The organism is Streptomyces sp. NPDC031445 (genome assembly GCF_055581365.1).
In genome coordinates this window covers 89,118-110,220 of record NZ_JBVIJO010000011.1, presented here as the reverse complement: position 1 = coordinate 110,220, position 21,103 = coordinate 89,118, and the positions used below count along the sequence as shown (strand labels likewise).

Genomic DNA, 21,103 nt, shown 5'->3' with positions numbered 1-21,103 from the left:
GTTTGGAGGCTCCTACAGCGGAGCTTCCGCATCGGCTGCTCCCCGCACGTCAGACGCGTCGCCGGGCCTTCCGGGCGCGCCGTACGACGGCTGCCGCGCCCAGCAGGGCGACCGTCGCCCCCGCCGCACCGGCGGCCGTCGCGTCCTTGCGGCCCAGCCGCCGCCCGGCCACCGTGTGCCGGCCGGCCACCTCCTCCAGCAGCTCGGCGAGCACCTGCTCGTTGGTCCACTTCGGCCGCCACCCGGACTCGTGCAGCCGGCTGCCGCTGACCACCCAGGGGTACATCGTGTAGGCGAGGTCCCCCGCCGGGGACGGGGTGAGCCCGATCCGGTGCAGCCGGGCCGCCGCGCCGAGCGCGACCGTCGAGGGCAGCTCCATCCGCCGGATGCCGCTCAGCTCCTCGACCTCCTCCTGCTCCAGCCACCCGTCGCAGCCGACGGCCAGTTCCCCGTCGACCTTCTCCAGCACGGCGTACTCCAGGGCGCTGCACAGGTCCTCGACGTGGCAGAACTGCCACGCGGGCCGCGACCCGGCCACGACCAGCAGCCGCGGCGACTCGAAGTACCTGGTCAGGGCGGTGTCCGTGCCGCCGACCAGAACGGCCGGCCGCACCACGGTGACGTTCAGGCCCGGGTGCGCGCGCGGGGCGCGCCGCGCCAGGCGCTCGATCTCCAGCAGGTCCCCGACGCCGGTCGCCTCGGCGGTGGCGCGCAGCTCGGCGTCCTCCGACAGCGGCAGCTCGTTGTCGGGCAGCGCGCCGTAGACCATCGCGGAGGTGCACAGCACCACCCGGTGCACGCCGGCCGCGGCGGCGGCGGTCAGGACGGTCTGCGTCCCCCGGACGTTGTAAGCGGTGCGCGCGGCCGGATCGGTCTCCAGGTCGAGGTCGAGCGCGAGGTGGACGACGACGTCGGCGCCGCGCAGCTTGTCCGCGATGGCGGGGTCGCGGACGTCGAGGACGTGCCACTGCGCGTCGGCGCACTCGCCGCGCCGTTCGTCGATGGCGAGGACCTGTCTGATCTCCTCGGACGCGGCGAGTCGCTCGGTGAGCAGGGCGCCGACCCCGGTGGCGGCGCCGGTCACCGCGACGACGGGCCCGCGCACGGCGGGAGAGGTTGAGAGGTTTCGCGCTGCGCGAACCTGCGGATCTGGGGAACTCACCGGGCGTCTCCAGCGGTTGTCTTCAGTACGGGCGCGAGTGACGCGCACGTACCAGGTGCATCCATCCTGCCGCAGGCGTTCCGTGGGCGAAGCACCGAGGCCCGATCGGGTCGGGGTGTCTACGCTGGGTGGTGTTGTCGGGCAGCCGCGCCACCGGAGCGAAACCGGTGGCCTTACCAGCCGAGGATTCCCGTGAGTGACACCCCATTCGGTTTCGGCCTTCCGCCGGAGGAGCCGGAAGACGGCGACGAGGGCAAGAAGAAGGACCAGCAGAGCGGTGGTGGGCAGGGACCGGCCAATCCGTTCGGTTTCGGCGGCCTGCCCGGAGCCGGCGGCTTGGGCGGCCCCGGCGCCGACAACCCGCTCGCAGCCATGTTCGGTTCCCTGAACCCCACCGACCTGGGCGCCGCGTTCCAGCAGCTCGGCCAGATGCTCTCGTACGAGGGCGGCCCGGTGAACTGGGACATGGCCAAGCAGATCGCCCGCCAGACAGTCGCCCAGGGCACGGCGGACGGCACGAAGGACGCGAGCGTCGGCCCGTCCGAGCGCAGGGCGGTGGAGGAGGCCGTCCGCCTGGCCGACCTGTGGCTGGACGACGCGACGTCCCTGCCGTCGGGCTCCGGCTCGGCGGTGGCCTGGTCGCGCGCGGAGTGGGTCGAGGCGACCCTGCCCGCCTGGCAGGAGCTGGTCGACCCGGTCGCCGAGCGGGTCGGCGCGGCCATGGGCGACGTCCTGCCCGAGGAGATGCAGGCCATGGCGGGCCCGCTGATCGGCATGATGCGCTCGATGGGCGGCGCCATGTTCGGCACCCAGATCGGGCAGGCCGTGGGCGTGCTCGCGGGCGAGGTCGTCGGCTCGACCGACATCGGCCTGCCGCTGGGCCCGGCCGGCAAGGCCGGGCTGCTCCCGGCCAACGTGGCGGCGTTCGGCAAGGACCTGGGCGTCCCGCAGGAGGAGGTGCGGCTGTACCTGGCGCTGCGCGAGGCCGCGCACCAGCGGCTGTTCGCGCACGTGCCGTGGCTGCGCTCGCACCTGTTCGGCGCGGTCGACGGCTACGCGCGCGGCATCAAGGTCGACACGGCCAAGCTGGAGGACGTGGTCGGCCAGTTCGACCCGCAGAACCCGGAGCAGTTGCAGGACGCACTCCAGCAGGGCATGTTCCAGCCGGAGGACACGCCCGAGCAGAAGGCCGCCCTGGCCCGTCTGGAGACCGCTCTGGCGCTCGTGGAGGGCTGGGTGGACGCGGTGGTCCACGCCGCCGCGAAGCCGCGCCTGTCGTCCGCCGACGCCCTGCGCGAGACGCTGCGCCGCCGCCGCGCGACCGGTGGCCCGGCGGAGCAGACGTTCGCCACGCTGATCGGCCTGGAGCTGCGTCCGCGCCGGCTGCGCGACGCCTCCCGGCTGTGGGCCTCGCTCACGGACGCGCGCGGGGTCGACGGCCGGGACGGCCTGTGGGCGCACCCGGACATGCTGCCGACCGCGACCGACCTGGACGACCCGGACGGCTTCGTCCACCGCGAGCAGCTGGACTTCTCCGAGCTGGACAAGATGCTCGGCGAGGCGGCGGGCGGCTCCGCGGGCAAGCCCGACCTGAACAAGAAGGACGGCGACGAGAAGGACGTGGCCGACGGCGACGGCGACGGGAAGGGCGGCTCCGACGGCGCCGGGGGCAAGGGCGACGACGCCGAGTGAGCCTGTACGACGACGCGGTCCTCGTCCTGAAGGGGTACGAGGGCCAGGAGGAACTGCGCCAGGCCTACCTGGACCATCTGGCGGCCCACCCGGACGGCCTGTGGAAGGCCTGCCACGCGGGTCATCTCACGGCGAGCGCCCTGGTGGTCGACCCGGAGCGCGGCCGGGTGCTGCTCACACTGCACCGCAAGCTGCGGATGTGGCTCCAGATGGGCGGCCACTGCGAGCCGGGCGACCCGACGCTCGAGGCGGCGGCCCTGCGGGAGGCGACCGAGGAGTCCGGGATCACCGGGCTGACGGTGCTCCCCGGCGGGCCGGTGCGGCTGGACCGGCATCCGATCCCGGCGCCGTGCCACTGGCACTTCGACGTCCAGTACGCGGTCCTGGCCCCGCCCGGCGCGGTGCACGGGATCAGCGACGAGTCGCTCGACGTGCGCTGGTACGCCTACGACGAGGTGGCGGGCGTGGCCGACGCGTCGGTCGTCCGCCTGCTGGACGCCACGCGCGCCCGGCTCTGAGCGTGCGGGGGGTGGCCGCCGGGGCGGTCACCCCCCGCCTCGCGCCGCTCAGCTCCAGACGTTGCCCTGGTTCTGCCCGCGCGCGCCCTGCTGCCCCATGCCGAACTGGGCGGCGAGGCCCTGCCCGATCACCGCGTTCTGCGGCGGCAGCAGCTCGCTGGGCTGGACCAGCGCGAACCCGGTGCCCATGAAGCTCAGCTCCCAGCCCTCACCGGTGCTGCCGCGCCGGCGCCACACACCGGAGGAGTGCGTCTGGGCCTGCATCTGCACGCGCAGCCCGGTGGACCAGGCCACGATCGCGTCGGCGTCGCAGTTGACGTACCGGTCGGGTGTGACCTGCATCAGCAGCGGCGCCCCGGAGGTCATGAGGGCGACCCGGCCGCGGCCGGTGATGTTGAGCTGGTACTTCCCGGAGCCGGAGATGCCGTAGAGACTGTCGACGGCGACGACCTCGTGGTGCAGCGAGGAGTCCATGGCGAGGACGTAGGAGCTGTCGACGGTCAGCCCGTCCGGCTCGACGTCCATGATGTGCACGTGCTGGGCGAGGTTCGCGAGGTAGACGGTGCCCTGTCCGTGACAGCGCATCAGGTCCAGGCCCTCGCCGGTGTACGCACGCGCGCGTGCCTGGCCGTTGCTGCGGTACTCGGCGTCGAACTCGACCAGGCCCTGGTAGGCGACCATGGTGCCCTTGCGGGCGAGCAGGTCGTCCTGGCCCTCCAGGGTGACCCGGAGCATCTGCGGGTTCTGCAGGCTCCAGCGCTCCTGCGTCTGGACGTCGTTGTGTGCGAAAAGCGGGCTCTGCATGGTGTTCTGGTTCCCCCTCAGCCCCGGAACCGGAGGCGGTCGGTGCTGTCCTCGCTGGGCTGGACGACGACGATGCCCTGGCCGGAGAAGGCCATCTGGTAGGCCTCGCCGCTGCCCCGGCCGATCAGCGACTGGGCCTTGAAGCTGCGCTTGCCCTTGACCTTCAGGTTCGGCGACCAGGCGACGAGCGCGTCCGGGTCGACGTACGTCTCGTCCTCGCCGCCACCGCAGTCCACGACGATCGGCTTGCCCCGGGAGGTCAGCGCGACCCAGCCCTGTCCGGAGATCCTCGTGTTCCACAGGCCCTGGCCGGCGAACTTCGCGAGCCCCTTCACCCGCTCCACGCCCCAGGTCAGGTGCGCGTCGAAGGCGAGGAGGTTGGTGGCGTTGACGGAGATGCCGTCGCCGTCGAGGTTGATCACGACGACGTCGGCGCCGTAGTCGGCGAGGTAGAGCAGGCCGTCGCCGGAGCACTTCATCAGCGGCGCGCCCTCGCCGGTGACCCAGTCGCGGGCGATCTGACGGACGGCGGGCGGGTTCGGCTCGTACTGGATGAAGCCTTCGTAGGCGACCATCGACCCCACGCGCGCGAGGAGGTCGTTCCCGGTCTGGAGGGCGACCTTCAGCATGTGGTTGCCGTGGTTCTCCATACGGGCGGTGACGGGTGCGGGGGCGAAGCCCGCGAGCGGCTGGTTCATGACGGGCTCCTTCAGACCTCGTAGGGCTGGACGACGATGAAGTTGCCGGGCGCGCCCCGGAACTGGAGGTTGACGCTCTCGCCGGTGTCGCCGGGGTAGGCGTTGCGGCGCATGCGGACCTGGCTGGAGACGATCACCTGGGAGGCGGCCGACCAGGCGACGACGGCGTTGCAGTCGGCGAAGGTGGTCGGCGTGACCGGCAGCACCACGGGTGTGCCGTGCGTCTTGACGACGATCGTGCCGGTGCCCTGGAACTGCATGGTGAACAGCGCGCCGCCGGGGATGCCGTGGCCCTCGATACGGCGGACCTCGTGCTGGAGGCTCTCGTCGAAGGCGAGGACGTTCTCGGCGGACACGCAGATCGCGTCGCCCTGGAGCTCCACCGGGTGCAGATGGGTGGAGTCGTCGGCGAGGAACACCTGGCCCTGGCCGGTGCAGCGCATGAGCTGCATCTCCTGGCCGGTGGCGTTGCCGACGATCCGCCCGGCGAACCCGGCGCCCTTGTAGCTGAAGTCGACCTTGCCCTGGTAGAGCACCATGCTGCCCTGCTTGGCCAGCACGGGCTGGCCGCCGATGCCGAGGTCGACGCGGATCAGCTTCTTGTTCTGCTGGGTCCAGCGCTGCCCGGTCGGCGTCTCCTTGAACGCCTGGAGCGCGGCCGTCACGCCGGCACCGCCCTGGGGGGCGCCCTGCGGCACTGCGTACTGGGCGGGCTGCTGGCCGGGGACCTGCCCGTAGCCCGGGGGCATGGGCTGGGCGGGCTGACCGCCGTAGGGGGCGGGCTGCTGGCCGTAGCCGGGGGGCAGCGGCGCGCCGGGCCGGCCGCCGTACGACGGCTGCTGCGGCGGCTGGCCGTAGGGCGCGGGGGCCGGTGGCGCGGCCGGCGGCGGGACGGTGCCGGCTCCGGGCGGGGTCAGCGGCGCGACGACCGTCGGCGCGGCGTGCACGTCCGGGCCGGGCGCCGGGGCCGGGGCCGGGGCCGGGGTGTGACCGGGCGGCGGGGCGAACCCCTGCGGCGCGCGCGCGGGGGCCGGGGCCGGGGCGCCGAACGCGGGCGGGGGCGTGCTCTGGGCGGGCGGGGCGAAGCCGGGTGCCGCGCCGGCCTGCGGCTGCTGCGGGGCGGCAGGCGCCTCCTCCTCCAGCACCTCGCCGCCGAAGTTCTTCAGCAGCGCCTCCAGACCGCCGTCGAACCCCTGTCCGACGGCGGCGAACCGCCACCCGTCCTTGAAGTAGAAGTCACCGAGCATCACGGCCCGCTCGGTGGAGAACTCCGCGCCGCTGAAGGAGTACCGCGCGACCTCCTCGCCGCCCGCCACGATGCGCAGGTATCCGGGAGCGATCTGGGACATCTGTCCGGCGCCGTCGATGGTCGCCGTGAAGGACAGCTTGCGGATGTGCGAGGGGATCCGGTCGAGCGTGACCCGGAACGACTCCGTGTCACCCGCCTGGGCGCCCAGCAGCTGGAAGGACTCCTCCGGGGACTTCGGCTGGTTGAAGAAGACGAAGTACCGGTCGTCCGAGAGACGCTCGTCGGCGTCCAGACCGAAGCAGCTGATGTCGAAGGTCAGTCCCGGGCCGGAGATCTGCACGCCTACGTACAGATCCGTGCCCGCCGTGAGGTCACTGATCCTGGCCTTGTGGCCGCGTTGGAATTCCCTGGCCATGCGTTACGACCGTCCCCCATCCCGAATGTGAGTGCGTCGCGCCAGGCTAACGGCAAAGACCGGCAGTGACCCCCGAGGGTGCTGGTCGGTACAGACCCGGTACACAACCGCACCCGGCCGCTCACGCAGGCGGCGCCCGGCGCGCGGGGCGGCTCCCGCTCACCCCGGCAGGACGCCGGACGCCCGCAGTCCGCTCAGGTCTCCTGCTCGTCGCGCTCGACCGGCACGTGCGGCAGCCGGGCGGCGGCGACCACCCCTTCCAGGTAGCCGCGGGCCCGCTCCGTACGCGGGTAGGCGTCCAGCAGCCGCCAGAAGCCGGGACCGTGACCGGGGACGAGCAGATGCGCCAGCTCGTGGCACAGCACGTAGTCCACCACGTACTCCGGCATCCCCTGCAACCGGTGCGACAGCCTGATGCTGCCCTCGGCCGGGGTGCACGAACCCCACCGGGTGTTCTGGTTGGTGACCCAGCGCACGGAGGCGGGCCGGGCCCGGCCGTCGAAGTACTGGGCGGACAGCCGCTCGGCACGCTCGGCCAGCTCGGCGTCGCCCAGCACCCGCTTGCTCTCCTGGGCGGCGAGCTTGTCGAGCATGAGGGTGACCCAGCGCTGCTCCTCCGCCTTCGACATCCGGGCGGGGATCAGTACGACGGTGCGGTCGCCCTCGCGGTACGCGGAGACCGTCCGGCGGCGCCGGGCACTCCTGCGGACCTCGATCGCGCTCGTCCCCGGGCCTCGGGGCGGCTGGCTCGTCGTGCTGCGCTGTGGTTCACCGGCACGGTGCAGTGGGTCGGCGGACACGCCCCGACGTTACCCGCTGGACAGGGGCAAAGTCCCGGCCCGGGGACGGGTCACTCCGGATCCCCCACCATGTGTTTGATTCGTACGACCGATCCATCCATCCTTTTTGCACCACTTCGCCCCGCCCGATTCGTAGGATGAACACCGCCAACCTGTGGATAACTCCCGACGCCCCGACCGCACCCCGGGCATGCTGGCGCAGACACGCACTCACGGACACGGGGGACCAGTCATGCATCCGGTGGTGAAGCCCGCGCTGCGGCGCGGCTGGCGCGACCGCAACACCGTGCAGTTCGGGATGACCCCGGCGCACGCCCTGACCCTGGGCCCGGTCGCCACGGCGACCGGCAGCTTCCTGGACCTGCTCGACGGCACCCGCGGACTGCCCCTGCTGCGCGAAGAAGGCCGCCGGGCGGACGTGCCGCCCCACCACGTCGACGCGCTGGTGGAGCGGCTGGCCCGCGCGGGCCTCCTCGACGACGCGCGCGGCGGCGGACCGGCCGCCGACGCGCTGCGGGCGAAGACCGGCGTCCTCGAACGGCTGCGCCCCGACCTCGCCTCACTGTCCCTCCTCACACCCGAGCCGGGCGGCGCGCTCGCGCGGCTCGCGGCCCGGCGCGCGCTGCGCGTCCGGGTGCGCGGCGCGGGCCGGGTCGGCGCCCTGCTCGCGTCGGTGCTCTCCGGCGCCGGCGTCGGCGAGGTCGACGTGTGCGACGTGGGCCGGGTGGAGCCGTGGGACCTGGCACCGGGCGGACTGACCACCGAATCGCTGGGCGACCGCCGGGACGCGGCTGCCCGGGCCGCCGTCCGCCGCGCCGCACCGGACCGTCCACCGCGCCACGCCCACTCCCCGGGCTCCGGCGCCGACGAGCCCGGCCTCTCCATGGTGATCTTCGCCCCCCGCGACGACGTCGCCGTGCACGCCCCGGACCCGTTCACCGCCGAACCGCTCATGGCCACCGGCACCCCTCACCTCTACGCCGGGGTCGTGGAGGGCACGGGTGTCGTCGGCCCGCTCGTCCTGCCCGGCGAGTCGGGCTGCGCCGGCTGCCTGGACCGGGACCGCACGGACCGCGACCCGGCCTGGCCCCGCCTGGTCACCCAGTGGCGGTCCGGAAGGGCCCGCCGGGTCGGGGCCTGCGACCTGACACTGGCCACGGCGGTGGCCGGTCTCGCCGCGGCGCACGCCCTGGCCTTCCTCGACGGCTGTTCACCGTCCGCCGCCGGCACCCGTTGGGAGGCGTCCCTGCCCGGTCTGGACTGGCGCGCCCGGCCGGTCCGGCCGCATCCGGAATGCGACTGCGGGGCGGCCGGGAGAGAGAAACGGCAGCACTCCGCAACCGACGGCGGGACGCGCGCGACAATGGCGGTGCGACGGCCGTCGACGAAGCGGCGACGCGAAGCAGGCGCGGCACGGCCGACTGGCACCTGGAGGGCGCATGTCTGATCTTCCCCGCAAGGCGGTCACCCGTACCGCCAAGCTCGCCGCGCTTCCGCTCGGCTTCGCAGGCCGGGCCACCTGGGGGCTGGGCAAGCGGATCGTGGGCGAGTCCGCGGAGATCGTCGGCCGTGAGCTGCAGCAGCGCACGGCGGAGCAACTGTTCAAGGTGCTCGGCGAGCTGAAGGGCGGCGCGATGAAGTTCGGGCAGGCCCTGTCCGTCTTCGAGTCGGCGCTGCCGGAGGAGATCGCCGGTCCCTACCGCGCGGCCCTGACCAAGCTCCAGGAGGCAGCCCCGCCGATGCCGACCCGCACCGTGCACGCGGTGCTCGAGGAACGGCTCGGGCCGGACTGGCGCGACCTCTTCGAGGAGTTCGAGGACAAGCCGGCCGCCGCGGCGTCGATCGGCCAGGTGCACCGGGCGGTGTGGCACGACGGCCGTGAGGTGGCGGTCAAGGTGCAGTACCCGGGCGCGGGTGAGGCGCTCCTCTCCGACCTCGGTCAACTGAGCCGGTTCGCCCGTCTGCTGGGTCCGCTCATCCCGGGCATGGACATCAAGCCGCTGATCACGGAGCTGAGGGACCGCGTCTCGGAGGAACTGGACTACGGGCTGGAGGCCCAGGCGCAGAGCGCCCACGCGGAGGAGTTCGCGGACGACCCGGACGTGGTCGTCCCGGCGGTGGTGCACCAGTGCGAGCAGGTGCTGGTGACCGAGTGGATCGACGGCATCCCGCTGTCCGAGGTCATCGCGGACGGCACCCGGGAACAGCGCGACCGGGCCGGCCAGCTCCTGGCCCGCTTCCTCTTCTCCGGTCCGGCCCGCACCGGCTTGCTGCACGCCGACCCCCACCCGGGGAACTTCCGTCTGCTGCCCGGCGGCCCCGGCGGTCCGGACGACTGGCGCCTGGGAGTGCTGGACTTCGGCACCGTCGACCGGCTCCCCGGCGGCCTGCCGGCCCCGATCGGCGTCTCGCTGCGGATGACGCTGGACGGCGAGGCGGAGACGGTCTACGAGCTGCTGTGCGCCGAGGGCTTCGTGAAGGAGACCGTCGAGCTGGACCCGGAGGCGGTCCTCGACTACCTGCTGCCCATCATCGAGCCGGCCCGCGTGGAGACGTTCACCTTCACCCGCTCCTGGATGCGCAGCCAGGCCGCCCGCATCGCCGACCCCCGCTCCCCCGCCTACCAGCTCGGCAAACAGCTCAACCTGCCGCCGGCCTATCTGCTGATACACCGGGTGACCCTCAGCACGATCGGGGTCCTGTGCCAACTGGGCGCCGACGTACGCCTCCGTGAAGAACTGGAGGAATGGCTCCCGGGCTTCGCCGCCGACGCACCGGAGGGCACCGGCACCGGCACCGAGGACGCGGAGTCGGCGGAGGGGGCGTAATCGGCGTGCCCTGAGTTCGGGGGGGTGGGGGGCGGGGGCGGGGGGGAGGCCCCCGGAGAACGAATCTCACCACCAGGCCGAGTCCAGCCGCCCCTCGATCGCCCGGAGGTTCTCCCGGGAGCAGGCGTCGCAGAAGTACTGGCGGGCGCCGTTCTCCACCGAGCAGGTCCAGGTGACCGGCTGGGGGCCGTCGGCGGGGGTGCCGCAGCGGGCGCACACCGGACGGTGGCGTTCCGCGGTGGAGCCGCCCTGATCACTTCCGCCGGGAAGACTCGTCACCCGGTGACGATAACCCCGTGACCGGCGGATCGTCGTGCGCAACGCACCGCGGGGGCCGGTCCGTTCGGCCGGACCGGCCCCCGCGGAGAGGCTTCGCCTCCCTGCTCCGGGAGGCCACCGCCGCTCAGGTGTGTTCGTTACTGCATGACGGCCATGGCGAGGGCGCGGCGGGCGCGCAGCGAGGCGCGCTCGGCTCGCCTCTGCATCCGCTGCGCGACCGCCAGGCGTACGGCCCGGCGTTCCTGCGCGGCGTCATGCAGTCGCTCGTGCATATGGGCACGAGCCAGGGCTTCTTGCATGAGTTGCATCTCACGGTTCCTGTTCTGGCGCGCTTCGGTCGCGCCGGTGGTGGTGAAGTCTGTGGTCGCGGAGCCGGCGGGCTCGCTGGTGGACGGCTTCATCGGGGCCTGCTTCTTGGGGTCGTGCGTGAGGGGGCGGTCGATCGTTCCTGCGGTGTTCATGCCGTGACCGGGTTCTTCCGCGGGCGGCCACGGGGCCGCTTCCGGGCAACGACGACGCCCTGGACGAACAGCTCACCACCCCAGACGCCCCAGGGCTCACGCCGCTCCTTGGCGCCGGCGAGGCAGGCCTCCATCAGCGGGCAGGTGCGGCAGAGGGACTTGGCGTACTCCACGTCCGCCGGCGACTCGGCGAAGAAGACCTCCGGGTCGTAGGAGCGGCAGGGGACGGGTACGCCGAGGTTCTCGATGGCGTCGTCGAGCGCGGTGAGCGCGGTGAGGGGGGTCAAGGTGGAGTCCTCCGTGAGGCCGGGCGGGGGAATGGTTTGCGAAGGCGGTACGGACGGGGCGTGCGCTTCGAGTTGCACGGGTGGTCTTCCTCGTCTGGTCGGTCCGGCCGGTTGACCGGGTGTCGGCTGGGTACCGGGTTCTCTTCCTGTCCCGAGGCCCCTTCGCTCCGTCGTCCCCGTTCGGGGAAAACAGAAGGGCCGCGGATCCCGGATGGGGTTCCGCGGCCCTGAAGGCGCCGGCCTGATCGGCGATCAGGCTGGATCACTCCAGGGTTCTGGCCCACGGAAGGCCCACATCAGGTGGTGCTGCGTCGTCTGCTTCCGGAATCCGGCACCGGCCGCCGCAAAGGCATAGGCGTGCGCCTGTGCCGCTACCGCTTCCAGTGCCTTGGTCGGTCGCTCATTGCGCTCACGGACGGGAAGACCCGCGAGGGCAGGGGAGGACGCCGGGCGGACGGCACGGATGCCGGACAGACCGGTGCCCTGGTTCGAGGCGCCGAGCATGCACGTGGAGACGGTCGAGCGATCGGTCAGTTTGGCCGTGCTGACAGTGGTGCTGGTGTTGATGCTGATCACTGGACTCGCCTCCTCTCGGCGTCTCAAGGGACCGGAGTGAACCGGTCCCGTTCGGATGTGCAAGTACATCACGGAATCCGGGCCTCGGAGAAGGCCGCTGCTTCCGTGCCTAGAACCTATGGGGATTCGCGGGGCGTGCGCAAACTATTTTTTCGACGAGTTGGCATCAGTTGTCGCCGTCGTCTCCACCGGGTACTTGACCTGCGCATATGGCCAGAACGTCGGCTCCGTAGCTGCGCAGCTTGCGGTTGAGGACGCCGGGGATGCGGGCGAGTTCGGCGGGGCTCTCCGGGCACGCCTCCGCGATGGCCATCAGCGTCCGGTCGGTGAAGACGCAGAAGTCCGGCTGACCGCTGCGCTCGGCCTGGACCGCGCGCCATTCCCGGAGCCGCTCGTAGAGACCTTCGTCCATGTCCGAGGGGCAGTCCGCGCAGCGCATCAGTTTCATCTCGCCCGCGTCGGTGAGGGTGCGGCCGCAGACCCGGCAGCGGGCGGGGGTGCGCTGGGTGCGCCGAGGGGTGACGGCGGCTCTCGCCGGGGTGCCGCGTTCGACGCCCGCGCCCGTGCCGGCGCCGGTGTGGCCGACGGTGGAGGTGGTGCCGGGGCGCAGCCCGTCGAGGAAGCGGCTCGGCCGCCGGTTGGGGCGTCCGCCGGGTGAGCGGGACAGGGCCCAGGACAGATGGAGCCGTTCCCGGGCGCGGGTCACGCCGACGTAGAGCAGGCGGCGTTCCTCCTCGATCTGCTCGTCGGTGCGGGCGTAGGTGATGGGCAGCATGCCCTCGGCGACGCCGACCAGGAAGACGACGTCCCATTCCAGGCCCTTGGCGGCGTGCAGGGAGGCCAGGGTGACGCCCTGGACGGTGGGGGCGTGCTGGGCGTTGGCCCGTTCGTCCAGTTCCGCCACGAAGTCGGCGAGGGTGACTTTGGGTCTGGCCGCGGCGAGGTCGTGGGCGAGGTTGACCAGGGCGGCCAGGGATTCCCAGCGCTCCCTGACGGCGCCGGAGCCGGCCGGGGGCTCGCTGGTCCAGCCCTCGCCGGAGAGGACGGCGCGCACCTGGGAGGGCAGGTCGACGACGTCGTCGAGGAGGGAGTCGTTGCCGCCGAAGCGGGCCGCGCCGCGCAGGGCGATGCTGGCCTTGCGGACCTCCGGCCGGTCGAAGAAGCGCTCGGCGCCGCGCAGCTGGTAGGGCACGCCGGCGTCGGCGAGCGCCTGCTCATAGGTCTCGGACTGGGAGTTGGTGCGGAACAGGACGGCGATCTCGGCGGCCGGGACGCCCGCGTCGATCAGCTGGCGGATGCGGCGGGCGGCGCCTTCGGCCTCGGACGGCTCGTCGGTGTACTCGGTGTAGACGGGTTCGGGCCCCGGGGGTCGCTGGGAGACGAGTTCCAGCCGGTGGCCGGCGGCGCGTCCCCGGGCGTGGGCGAGCAGGCCGTTGGCGAGGTGGACGACCTGGGGGCTGGAGCGGTAGTCGCGGACCAGTTTGACGACGGTCGCGCGGGGGTGGCGGGCGCGGAAGTCGAGGAGGTGGTCGGGTGTTGCTCCAGTGAACGAGTAGATGGTCTGGCTGGCGTCACCGACGACGCACAGGTTGTCGCGGTCGCCGAGCCACAGGTCCAGCAGCCGCTGCTGGAGGGGGCTGACGTCCTGGTACTCGTCCACGACGAAGTGCTGGTACTGGGCGCGGACCTGTTCGGCGATGTCGTGCCGGTCCTGGAGGATGGCGACGGTGAGCAGCAGGACGTCCTCGAAGTCGATGACGGCGCGGTCGCGCTTGAGGTCCTCGTAGGCGGCGTAGAGGTGGGCGATCTCGGCCGGGTCGCGGGGGGCTTCTCGGCCGGCCTTCGCGGCCGCGTACGGGTAGTCGGCGGGGACGGTCTGGGTGACCTTGGACCATTCGATCTCGGCGGTCACGTCCCGCAGCTCGTTGCGGTCGAGCCGGGTGCCGAGGGCGGCGGCCGCGTCGGCGACGAGCTGGATCTTGCGGTCGACGAGCCGGGGCATGGCGCCGCCGATCGCTTTCGGCCAGAAGTACTGGAGCTGGCGCAGGGCGGCGGAGTGGAAGGTGCGGGCCTGGACGCCCTGGGCGCCGAGCTGGCGCAGCCGGCCGCGCATCTCTCCGGCGGCGCGGTTGGTGAAGGTGACGGCGAGCACGCTGGACGGCTGGAGGATGCCGGCGCGCACTCCGTAGGCGATGCGGTGGGTGATCGCCCGGGTCTTGCCGGTGCCCGCTCCGGCCAGCACGCACACCGGACCGTGCAGGGAGGTGGCCACCTCGCGCTGCTCGGGGTCGAGCCCTTCGAGCACCGCGTCGGCCCCGCTCGGCGGAGCCGCATGGGCAGAGGCGCCGGTGCCCTGCGGGAAAAGGGTGGAATGCGTTGCTGCTGTCACACCGCCATGCTGCCAGGTCGCCCGGGACGGCTGTGCCGGTTGTCCACAGGCTGGGGCTCGCAGTCGTACTAATGCGGCAGGCGTCACAGCCGGGAGCGGATGCCGGGCCCGGCGAGCGGGTCGGCCGGGAATCAAGCCGGTTCGCCTGGCCGGCGGGGCGGGCTGACGTGGCCGGCGGGGCGGACGCATGGGAGTGGCAGAGCGGATGCAGGTGACTGGCGGGGCGGACGCACGAGACCGGAGGCTCCGTCGCATGAGACCTGCGGCCTGGCCGCACAGGACCTGCGGCCTGGCCGCACGGGACCGGCGAGCCGGTCGCACGAAGCAGCAGGGCTGACGCACGGGACCGGAGGCTCCGTCACACAAGACCGGCGAGCCGGTAGCCCGGGAATGGCGCGGCGGTGCCTTACGTTCATGCCACCGGACGACCTTTTCCGAGCTGCCTGAGGAGCGCGAGAGACATGCAGGGCACTGTGACGATGTACAGCACGACTTGGTGCGGCTACTGCCGGCGGCTGAAGAGCCAGCTGGACCGGGAGGGCATCGCCTACACCGAGGTCAACATCGAGCAGGACCCCGAGTCCGCCGCCTTCGTCGAGAAGGCGAACGGCGGGAACCAGACCGTCCCGACCGTGCTCTTCGCGGACGGCTCCACGCTGACGAACCCGTCGCTGGCCCAGGTCAAGCAGAAGCTCGCCGCCTGAGTCCGAGTGCGCCGAACGGCGGCTCCCGAGTCCACAACCGGCTCGGGGGCCGCCGTTCGCCGTTTCAGACGAAGCTGCGGGTCGGCAGGGGCTTGCCGTACCACATCTCGATCAGGCGGGCCGCGATGGAGATGCCGTAGGGCGGCAGCACCTCGCCGGCCTCGAAGGCCGCGTGCAGTTCCTCGCGGGAGAACCAGCGGGCCTCGTGGATCTCGTCCCCGTCGACGTCGATCTCGGTGGAGGTGGCGCGGGCCATGAAGCCGAGCATCAGGCTGGACGGGAAGGGCCAGGGCTGGCTGGCGACGTACTCGACCGGGCCGACGGTGACGCCGACCTCCTCGGACACCTCGCGGCGCACCGCCTGCTCGATGGACTCGCCGGGCTCCACGAAACCGGCGAGGGTGGAGAAGCGGCCTTCGGGCCAGTGGACCTGGCGGCCGAGCAGGATGCGGTCGTCCTCGTCGGTCACGGCCATGATCACGGCGGGGTCGGTGCGCGGGTAGTGCTCGGCGCCGCAGGCGGGGCAGCGGCGGATGTGGCCGGCCGCGGCGATGACCGTGCGCTCGCCGCAGCGGGAGCAGAAGCGGTGGGTGCGCTGCCAGTTCTCCAGCCCGACGGCGTGCACCATGAGCCCGACGTCGCGCGGTGACAGCAGCAGGCCGGCCTCCCGCAGCCCCGCCGGGCGCGCGGACTGGTCGATGCGGCCGGGCAGCGCGTCCTTCTGGAGTGCGAAGTAGCTGACGCCTTCGGCGTCGATGCCGAGGAAGTAGCGGTGGGCCTCGGTGAGCGGGGCCTCGAAGGACGGCGTCATGACGAGTTCGGTCCGGCCGTCCGGGGTCTCGTCGATGAGCACCTGGCCGCCGGAGACCACGAAGCAGCGGGTCGTGGGGTGGCTCCACGCCGCCGCGAGCCAGGCCTCGTCCAGCCGGTGGTGGGCGGCGCGGTCGATGCCGTTCGGGGCGGTCAGTGAGATGGGTCGGTCGGCTGTGTGGTCGGTCCAGGTGGTCACGGGTGCTTCCAACTCCCCCAGTGCGGCGGTTCTTTCGGCGGGCGGTTCGGCGGGACGTAGGGCGGGAGGGCACCGGGCCGGGCGCGGCCGGGGCGGCGGGTCGGTCGGGGCGGTCCCTCCAGTGTGCCCCGCGCGCGGTGCCCGGCCGTACGGCGCCGGCCGGTCAGGGTGCGGTGCGCCAGTTCCGGGCCAGGTCACCCCATAGGTAGGCGCTGGTCTCGACGCCCTTGAGGAGGAGGTCGAGCTCGACCTTCTCGTTGGGTGCGTGCCAGCCGTCGGAGGGGACGGAGATGCCCAGGAAGAGCACGGGTGCGCCGAGGACTTCCTGGAGGTCGGCGGCGGGTCCGGAGCCGCCCTCCCGGGTGAAGCGGACCGGCTCCTGGAAGGCGCGGCCCATGGCGCGGGCCACGGACTGCAGGGCGGGGTGGTCGAGCGGGGTCAGGCAGGGGCGCGTGGCGGAGCCGAAGTCGATCTCGTGCCGGATTCCGGCGGGCACCTGTTCGGCGGCCCAGGCGCGGACGGCCTTCTCGATGTGGTCGGGCTCCTGGCCGGCGACCAGCCGGAAGGACAGCTTGACCATGGCCGTGGCGGGGATGATCGTCTTGCTGCCGGGGCCCTGGTAGCCGCCGCCCATGCCGTTGACCTCGGCGGTCGGGCGGGCCCAAATGCGTTCCAGGGTGGAGTAGCCGGCCTCGCCGTGGAGGGCGGAGGACTTGGCGGTGCGCAGCCAGCGCTCCTCGTCGAAAGGCAGCTCGGCGAAGAGTTCGCGTTCGCGGTCGGTCAGCTCGACGATGCCGTCGTAGAAGCCGGGGATCGCCACGCGCGCGTGCTCGTCGTGGAGGGCGGCGACCAGGCGGGCGGCGGCGGTGGCCGGGTTGGGCACGGCGCCGCCGAAGGAGCCGGAGTGGATGTCCTGGCCGGGGCCGTACAGCCGGATCTCGCACTCGGCGAGGCCGCGCATGCCGGTGCACACGGTCGGGGTGTCCTCGGACCACATGCCGGTGTCGGAGACGATCACGGTGTCGGCGGCGAGGCGTCCCGCGTGCTGTTCCACCAGGGCCCGGAAGTGCGGGGAGCCGGATTCCTCCTCGCCCTCGATCAGCAGTTTGAGGTTGACGGCCGGCGCGGTGCGGCCGGTCGCGGCGAGGTGGGCGCGGACGCCGAGTGTGTGGAAGAACACCTGGCCCTTGTCGTCGGCCGCCCCGCGCGCGTAGAGGCGGTTTTCCCGGACGACCGGTTCGAACGGGTCGCTGTCCCAGCCGTCCTCGGGGGCGGCGGGCTGCACGTCGTGGTGGCCGTAGACCAGGACCGTGGGTGCCTCGGGGTCGCCGGACGGCCACTCGGCGAAGACGGCGGGGGCCCCGGAAGTCTGCCAGACCTCGGCGGTCGGGAAGCCGGTGTCCGACAGCTTGGCGGCGAGCCAGTCCGCGCTGTGCCGTACGTCGTGGGCGTGCTCGGGCTGGGCCGACACGGAGGGGATGCGCAGCCATGCGGCGAGGTCGTCGAGGAAGGCGGCGCGGTGCTGGTCGATGTACGTGCGGACGGCGCTGTCCGGGGTCTGGCTCATGCTTCCGAGCCTAGCCGCCCGCGGCGGCATCCTCGGCGGGCGGTTCGTCACACTCAGCTTGCCTGCGGTGTGCGCTCCGTCTCACCGGTGAGCAGCCGCTCCAGGGCGGCCCGGTCCGGCAGTCCCTCGGGGCGTACGGCCTCGCCGCTGCGCACGTACAGGAACGTGGCGGTGACCGACTCGGGCGGTATGCCCTGCTGCTCGGCCCAGGCCAGCCGGTACACGGCGAGCTGGAGCGGGTCGGCGGTGCCGGTGCGGCCGGTCTTCCAGTCGACGATCTCGTACGTCGCCCCGTCGCCGTCGCCGTGCCGGTAGACGGCGTCGATGCGGCCGCGGACGACGCGGCCGGCGAGGGTGAGCTGGAAGGGGGTCTCGACCCGGTACGGGGTGCGCCGGGCGTACTCGGTGCGTTCGAAGGCGGCCTTGAGGGCTTCCAGGTCGCGTTCGTCGGCGATCTCCGCGTCGCCGCCGGGCAGCTCGTCGGGTTCCAGCAGGGGCAGGGTCAGCTCCTCGAAGCGGGTTTCCACCCAGGCGTGGAACCGGGTGCCCCGGCGGGCGGCCGGTTGCGGGGGGCGAGGCATGGGGCGCGCGAGTTCCTGTGCGAGCCCGTCCGGGTCCTCGGCGAGCCGCAGCAGCTGGGTGGCGGTGAGCGTGGTGGGCAGGGGGACCTCGGTGACCGTCTGCCGGGCGCGCAGCAGCTCTCCGGTGAGCGCGTCCAGGTCGCGGTCCCAGGAGGCGACGGTGCGGGCCTCCTCCGGGGTGAGGGCGGCGGCGAGCCGTGGTTCGGCGGCACGGGGGCGGTCCTGCGGGGCGGGCGCCTGGTGCGGGACCGTGGGCCGTCCGGCGTTCCAGGCGTCCCGGCCGGAGGGCTCGGCTTCGATGGCGCCTGTGGTGGGGTCACCGGCGGGGAGGTCACCGGCGAAGGGGTCGTCGGGCGGACCCTGCTGGGGGAGGTCCGCGTACCGCTTCTCGTCGTACGGCCCGTCGCCGTACGGGTCCTCGCCGTACGGGTCCTCGCCGTACGGGTCCTCACCGTACGGGTCCTCGCCGTACGGGTCGTCCTCCGGTGGGGCGGGCCAGTCCGGGTCCTCGGCGCCGGCGGGGTCGTACGGCGCAGCCGGCCGGTGCCCGTCGGCGGGTCCCGCGGCGAGCGCGTCCAGGTGGGTGAGGACGGTCTCGGCGGCGGCGCGGCGGCGGGCCAGGGCCGCGGCGTCCAGCGGGAGCGGCCACACCTGGTCGGCGGTGGCGGCGTGCAGGGCCGGGTTCTCCTCGCCCTCGGCCGGCGGGTCCGCCCAGACCTCGATCTCGCCGTACCCGGCGGCGCAGTGGTCGTGCAGGGCCGTGAGGAAGTCCGACGGGCCGCGCGGCTTCTTCTGGCTGGGCCCCCACCAGTGGCCGGAGCCGAGCAGGAGCGAGCGGGGACGGGTGAAGGTGACGTAGCCGAGGCGGAGCTCCTCGGTGTGCTGGTGCTCCTTCATGGCCTCGTGGAAGGCCTTCATGCCGCGCGAGTCCCACGACCGCACGTCGGGCAGGGTGTCGGTGTCGCCGCGCAGGGCGTGGGGCACCACCTTGGCCTGGGCGGTCCACTTCTCGCGGCCCTGGGCGCTGGGGAAGGTGCCGGTCACGAGTCCGGGGACGGCCACGACGTCCCACTCCAGGCCCTTGGACTTGTGCGCGGTGAGCACCTTGACGGTGTTCTCGCCGCCGGGCAGGGCGTTGTCGAGGCCCTTCTCGTACTGGGCGGCGGTGCGCAAAAAGCCGAGGAAGGCCAGCAGGGTGGCCTCGCTGTCGCTTGCGGCGAAGGAGGCGGCGATGTCCAGGAAGTTGGACAGGGTCTCGCGGCGGCGGGCGGCGAGCGCGTGCGGCGACGCCGACAGCTCCACCTCCAGGCCGGTGACGGCGAGGACGCGGTGCAGGACGTCCATCAGCGGGTCGGACAGCGAGCGGCGCAGGTCGCGCAGCTCGGCGGCGAGCCGGGCGAAGCGCACGCGCGCGTCCGGGGAGAACGGCAGCCCGTCGTCGTCGCCCTCCTCCATGGGTGCTTCCAGGAAGGTGTCCAGGGCGTCGGCGAGCGAGATCACCTCGGACGGGTCGACGCCCTCCACGGCCTCGGCGAGCCGGCGGTCCGGGTCGTCGGTGCCGTCCACGCGCGCGTGGGCGACCAGCAGCCGGGCGCGGCGGCCCAGCAGGGCGAGGTCGCGGGGGCCGATGCGCCAGCGCGGTCCGGTCAGCAGGCGCACCAGGGCGGCGTTGGCGCCGGGGTCCTGGAGGACCTCGCAGACGGCGACGAGGTCGGCGATCTCGGGCAGGTGGAGCAGGCCGGAGAGGCCGACGACCTCGACGGGGACGTCGCGGGCGACGAGGGCGCCCTGGATCTCGGCGAAGTCGGTCGCGGTCCGGCACAGCACGGCGATCTCACCGGGTGGCGTGCCGGTGCGCACGAGGTGGGCGAGGGAGTCGGCGATCCAGTCGATCTCCTCGGCGTGGGTGGGCAGCAGGGCGCAGCGGACCGTGCCGTCGTACTCGGCGCCGGGGGCCGGGCGGAGGGCCTCCACGCCCGCGTGCATGGCGCGCAGGGGTGCGGCGAGGCCGTTGGCGAGGTCGAGCAGGCGTCCGCCGCTGCGGCGGTTCTCGCTGAGCGCCTGCCGCGTGGCGGGGCTGCCGTCGGTGTGCGCGAAGTGGTCGGGGAAGTCGTCCAGGTTGGCGACGGAGGCGCCGCGCCAGCCGTAGATGGCCTGGCAGGGGTCGCCGACGGCGGTCACGGGGTGGCCGGTGCCGCCGCCGAACAGGCCGGCGAGCAGGACGCGCTGGGCCACGGAGGTGTCCTGGTACTCGTCGAGGAGCACCACGCGGAACTCCTCGCGCAGCAGGCGGCCCACCTCGGGGATGCCGGCGAGGCGGGCGGACAGGGCGATCTGGTCGCCGAAGTCGAGCAGGTCCCGCGCGCGTTTGGCGGCCCGGTAGCGCTGGACGAGCTCGGCGAGTTCCCGGCGGGCCGCGGCGGTCTCCGGGACCTTGCGCAGGTCGGCGTTGGTGAGCTTGGCCCCTTCCAGGGTGCGCAGCAGGCCGGTGTCCCAGGCGCGCAGTTCCTCGGGGTCGACGAGGTGTTCGGCGAGTTCGGAGTCGAGCGCGAGCAGGTCGCTGACGAGGTCGGCGAAGGAGCGGGTCAGCGCCGGGTACGGGCCCGGGGCCTCGCGCAGCACACGCGCGGCGAGCTGGAAGCGGGTGGCGTCGGCCAGGAGGCGGGAGCTGGGCTCCAGGCCGAGGCGCAGGCCGTGGTCGGTGAGCAGGCGGCCGGCGAAGGAGTGGTACGTCGAGATGACCGGCTCGCCCGGAGGGTTGTCGGGGTCGATGACGTCGGGGTCGGTGACGCCGGCCTTGATCAGGGCCTTGCGGACGCGTTCGGCCAGTTCACCGGCGGCCTTGTTGGTGAAGGTCAGGCCGAGGACCTGTTCGGGGGCGACCTGTCCGGTGCCGACGAGCCAGACCACGCGGGCCGCCATCACGGTGGTCTTGCCCGACCCGGCACCGGCCACGATCACCTGCGGGGCGGGCGGCGCGGTGATGCAGGCCGTCTGCTCCGGGGTGAACGGGATGCCGAGGAGCTCTTTGAGCTGCTCGGGGTCGGTGATACGGGCGGACATGTCGAAAGAGGCTAGCGGCGG

At 73.2% G+C, this 21,103-nt stretch carries 18 protein-coding genes; 5 read left to right on the top strand and 13 right to left on the bottom strand.

What is annotated here, in order from left to right; all coding sequences use genetic code 11:
* Positions 1-49: 49 nt before the first annotated feature.
* Positions 50-1,162, bottom strand: a complete 1,113-nt coding sequence (locus ACZ5DC_RS26990; RefSeq protein ID WP_468656870.1) for an SDR family oxidoreductase — start codon at positions 1,160-1,162, stop codon at positions 50-52.
* A gap of 192 nt (positions 1,163-1,354) precedes the next feature.
* Here ACZ5DC_RS26990 and ACZ5DC_RS26985 point away from each other — a divergent pair, with 192 nt between their 5' ends.
* Positions 1,355-2,854, top strand: coding sequence for a zinc-dependent metalloprotease (locus tag ACZ5DC_RS26985; protein ID WP_468656867.1), 1,500 nt, complete (start codon positions 1,355-1,357; stop codon positions 2,852-2,854).
* Positions 2,851-3,372, top strand: a complete 522-nt coding sequence (locus ACZ5DC_RS26980) for an NUDIX hydrolase (RefSeq protein WP_468656865.1) — start codon at positions 2,851-2,853, stop codon at positions 3,370-3,372. The genes ACZ5DC_RS26985 and ACZ5DC_RS26980 overlap by 4 nt, the downstream gene beginning before the upstream one ends.
* A 48-nt stretch (positions 3,373-3,420) precedes the next feature.
* On the opposite strand, the gene ACZ5DC_RS26975 is transcribed toward ACZ5DC_RS26980, so the two are convergent.
* The 4 genes from ACZ5DC_RS26975 to ACZ5DC_RS26960 form a co-directional block, all read right to left on the bottom strand.
* Complete coding sequence (locus ACZ5DC_RS26975) at positions 3,421-4,176, bottom strand: AIM24 family protein (protein ID WP_366752016.1); 756 nt, start codon at positions 4,174-4,176, stop codon at positions 3,421-3,423.
* 17 nt (positions 4,177-4,193) lie between these two features.
* On the bottom strand, positions 4,194-4,874 hold the full coding sequence (locus ACZ5DC_RS26970; RefSeq protein WP_366752017.1) for an AIM24 family protein: 681 nt from the start codon (positions 4,872-4,874) through the stop codon (positions 4,194-4,196).
* An 11-nt stretch (positions 4,875-4,885) separates the two neighbouring features.
* Positions 4,886-6,538, bottom strand: coding sequence for a TerD family protein (locus tag ACZ5DC_RS26965; RefSeq protein ID WP_468656863.1), 1,653 nt, complete (start codon positions 6,536-6,538; stop codon positions 4,886-4,888).
* A 194-nt stretch (positions 6,539-6,732) separates the two neighbouring features.
* Complete coding sequence (locus tag ACZ5DC_RS26960; RefSeq protein WP_468656861.1) at positions 6,733-7,338, bottom strand: M48 metallopeptidase family protein; 606 nt, start codon at positions 7,336-7,338, stop codon at positions 6,733-6,735.
* A 232-nt stretch (positions 7,339-7,570) separates the two neighbouring features.
* Between ACZ5DC_RS26960 and ACZ5DC_RS26955 the strand changes: the two genes are divergently transcribed.
* The gene (locus tag ACZ5DC_RS26955) at positions 7,571-8,785 is read left to right on the top strand and encodes a TOMM precursor leader peptide-binding protein (protein ID WP_468656859.1); all 1,215 of its coding nucleotides are present in this window, start codon (positions 7,571-7,573) and stop codon (positions 8,783-8,785) included.
* The gene (locus ACZ5DC_RS26950) at positions 8,778-10,166 is read left to right on the top strand and encodes an ABC1 kinase family protein (RefSeq protein WP_468656857.1); all 1,389 of its coding nucleotides are present in this window, start codon (positions 8,778-8,780) and stop codon (positions 10,164-10,166) included. Before ACZ5DC_RS26955 ends, ACZ5DC_RS26950 begins: the two co-directional genes overlap by 8 nt.
* Positions 10,167-10,232: 66 nt before the next feature.
* Here ACZ5DC_RS26950 and ACZ5DC_RS26945 read toward each other — a convergent pair whose 3' ends face one another.
* The 5 genes from ACZ5DC_RS26945 to ACZ5DC_RS26925 all read right to left on the bottom strand — a co-directional run bounded on the left by ACZ5DC_RS26945 (position 10,233) and on the right by ACZ5DC_RS26925 (position 14,158).
* Positions 10,233-10,445, bottom strand: a complete 213-nt coding sequence (locus ACZ5DC_RS26945; protein WP_468656855.1) for a hypothetical protein — start codon at positions 10,443-10,445, stop codon at positions 10,233-10,235.
* Between the two features lie 137 nt (positions 10,446-10,582).
* A complete protein-coding gene (locus ACZ5DC_RS26940; RefSeq protein WP_171153015.1) occupies positions 10,583-10,906 on the bottom strand; it encodes a hypothetical protein in 324 nt (107 codons plus the stop codon).
* On the bottom strand, positions 10,903-11,271 hold the full coding sequence (locus ACZ5DC_RS26935) for a WhiB family transcriptional regulator (RefSeq protein ID WP_103817702.1): 369 nt from the start codon (positions 11,269-11,271) through the stop codon (positions 10,903-10,905). Before ACZ5DC_RS26935 ends, ACZ5DC_RS26940 begins: the two co-directional genes overlap by 4 nt.
* A gap of 174 nt (positions 11,272-11,445) precedes the next feature.
* Complete coding sequence (locus ACZ5DC_RS26930; protein ID WP_078865124.1) at positions 11,446-11,769, bottom strand: hypothetical protein; 324 nt, start codon at positions 11,767-11,769, stop codon at positions 11,446-11,448.
* A 166-nt stretch (positions 11,770-11,935) separates the two neighbouring features.
* A complete protein-coding gene (locus ACZ5DC_RS26925) occupies positions 11,936-14,158 on the bottom strand; it encodes an ATP-dependent DNA helicase UvrD2 (RefSeq protein WP_468656853.1) in 2,223 nt (740 codons plus the stop codon).
* 461 nt (positions 14,159-14,619) lie between these two features.
* Here ACZ5DC_RS26925 and ACZ5DC_RS26920 point away from each other — a divergent pair, with 461 nt between their 5' ends.
* Positions 14,620-14,862 carry a mycoredoxin gene (locus tag ACZ5DC_RS26920; RefSeq protein ID WP_103817699.1) on the top strand — a complete coding sequence of 81 codons (243 nt, stop codon included), beginning with the start codon at positions 14,620-14,622 and terminating at the stop codon, positions 14,860-14,862.
* A gap of 64 nt (positions 14,863-14,926) precedes the next feature.
* Here ACZ5DC_RS26920 and nudC read toward each other — a convergent pair whose 3' ends face one another.
* The 3 genes from nudC to ACZ5DC_RS26905 form a co-directional block, all read right to left on the bottom strand.
* On the bottom strand, positions 14,927-15,871 hold the full coding sequence (nudC, locus tag ACZ5DC_RS26915; RefSeq protein WP_468656850.1) for an NAD(+) diphosphatase: 945 nt from the start codon (positions 15,869-15,871) through the stop codon (positions 14,927-14,929).
* A 163-nt stretch (positions 15,872-16,034) separates the two neighbouring features.
* Positions 16,035-17,438 (bottom strand): dipeptidase, encoded by a 1,404-nt coding sequence (locus ACZ5DC_RS26910; protein WP_468656848.1) that lies wholly within the window; start codon positions 17,436-17,438, stop codon positions 16,035-16,037.
* 53 nt (positions 17,439-17,491) lie between these two features.
* The gene (locus ACZ5DC_RS26905) at positions 17,492-21,082 is read right to left on the bottom strand and encodes an ATP-dependent helicase (protein ID WP_468656846.1); all 3,591 of its coding nucleotides are present in this window, start codon (positions 21,080-21,082) and stop codon (positions 17,492-17,494) included.
* Positions 21,083-21,103 lie beyond the last annotated feature (21 nt).